This window comes from Bacillus sp. SG-1 (genome assembly GCF_000181495.1).
Taxonomy (GTDB): Bacteria; Bacillota; Bacilli; order Bacillales; family Bacillaceae_B; genus Rossellomorea.
In genome coordinates this window covers 1-1,606 of record NZ_ABCF01000163.1, presented here as the reverse complement: position 1 = coordinate 1,606, position 1,606 = coordinate 1, and the positions used below count along the sequence as shown (strand labels likewise).

The 1,606-nt window shown below is 44.8% G+C and carries 3 protein-coding genes; 2 read left to right on the top strand and 1 reads right to left on the bottom strand.

The window, feature by feature from the left end; all coding sequences use genetic code 11:
• A partial coding sequence (locus BSG1_RS19415; RefSeq protein ID WP_006838952.1) for an aminotransferase class V-fold PLP-dependent enzyme occupies window positions 1–466 on the top strand: 466 nt, incomplete at its 5' end.
• Window positions 467–496: 30 nt separating this feature from the next.
• Entirely contained in the window at window positions 497–1,042 is a 546-nt protein-coding gene (locus BSG1_RS19410) for a transcription repressor NadR (protein WP_006838951.1), read from the top strand.
• 270 nt (window positions 1,043–1,312) lie between these two features.
• Here BSG1_RS19410 and BSG1_RS19405 read toward each other — a convergent pair.
• On the bottom strand, window positions 1,313–1,606 hold a 294-nt coding region (locus BSG1_RS19405), incomplete at its 5' end, for an ACT domain-containing protein (protein ID WP_006838950.1).

The window sequence follows — 1,606 nt, the reverse complement described above, 5'->3', positions numbered from 1 at the left end:
TCAATCCCATGAAGGGGGATTAAGGGGCGGCACTGTTAATACACCCGGCATTGCGGCCTTTATCACTGCCGCCCAGACTGCCTGCGGTGACCTTCACCTAAGAAAATTCCAGGAACTCAGGAAATGGTTCATAAACGGGCTAAGATCGAAATTGCAGGATTCATTGATGGTTGTGGAAGCACCTGGGGATAATCAGCTGCCTCAAGTCATCGGCTTGTGCATAAAAGGACTCCAAGGCCAGTGGGTCATGTTAGAATGTAATAGAAGAGGCTTTGGCATTTCGACCGGGAGTGCCTGCCAGACCGGACAGCCAGCCATATCCAAAACCATACAAGCTTTCGGTCTCTCAGAAGAGACAGGAAAAGAGTTTATTCGGATCTCACTGGGAAAAGATACAGAAAAAGAAGATGTTACAGAGCTTGTTCAAGCTCTTGCAGATATTGCAAAAACACACTACGAACAATAGCTTTCTGGTTCAATCGAGAGGAGAAAATCTATGTCAAAAGGCAAAAAAATACTTGGAGAAGAACGAAGAAACCTGATACTATCAAAACTCCGGGAAGAAGGAATCCCGATCACTGGCGGAGATCTTGCCAAATTCACAAATGTCAGCCGGCAGGTCATCGTCAGCGACATCACCCTGCTAAAAGCAAGGGAAGAACCAATCATTGCCACAAGCCAAGGGTACTTGTATCTGCAGCCGAAACAGCCTGAAGGAACAGTTGAAAAAACAATCGCCTGTAAACATACACCTGAAAGGACTGAGGAGGAACTGAACCTCCTGGTCGACCACGGAATATTGGTGAAGGATGTACGGATTGAACATAAAGTGTACGGAGACCTTACCGCTTCCATCATGGTTTCAAACCGTCAGCAAGTAAAACAATTCATGGACAAAATCAAAGAAACCAACGCTTCCTATCTCTCTGAACTAACAAATGGCATTCATCTTCACACCATTTCAGCACCGAATGATAAGGCCATGGCAGATGCAGAGAGAGCTTTAAAAGAAGCAGGGTTTTTAATTGAATCTCTTTCCTGAACCGCTATTGGATGCCCGTTGATGGGTGTCCTTTTTTTCGTTTTTGGTTTCGTTAAGGGATTTGTGGCTTCGGAGGGGAGGTTGTATCTATCGACGAGTTGGTATGTTCTATCAACGAGTTTGTACACTCTATCGTCGAGTTGGCACTTTCTTTCGACGGGTTACTGCCTTCTATCGTCGACTTTTATATTCTATCGACGAGCTACACTTTTTCACTCATTTATCACATCCTATCAGCGACTAACCACAATTAAATTCACATAAAAAATGCTAGGCTCCAGAGCCCAGCATTTCTACTTTTTCTACAAATTCCATTTTTCTTAAGCTGTTCAACATTTCCTCGATATCTACCGTTATATCCGCAACATTGAGCGAAAGTGTGACAGTCGCCCTTCCCTGAAGCGGAATCGTCTGGTGGATCGTGAGTATATTACAGCCTGTTTTGGCCACTTCCCCGAGAAGATAAGAGAGGGTCCCGGAACGATCTTCCAGGTGAAAGATCAAAGTAATGATCCGCTCCTTCACAATGGTGTGAAACGGAAAAACGGTGTCCCGGTACTTGTA

Bases quoted from the DNA above. Each gene is read 5' to 3' on its own strand.
- BSG1_RS19410 (WP_006838951.1), top strand. From the start codon at position 497: ATGTCAAAAGGCAAAAAAATACTTGGAGAAGAACGAAGAAACCTGATA.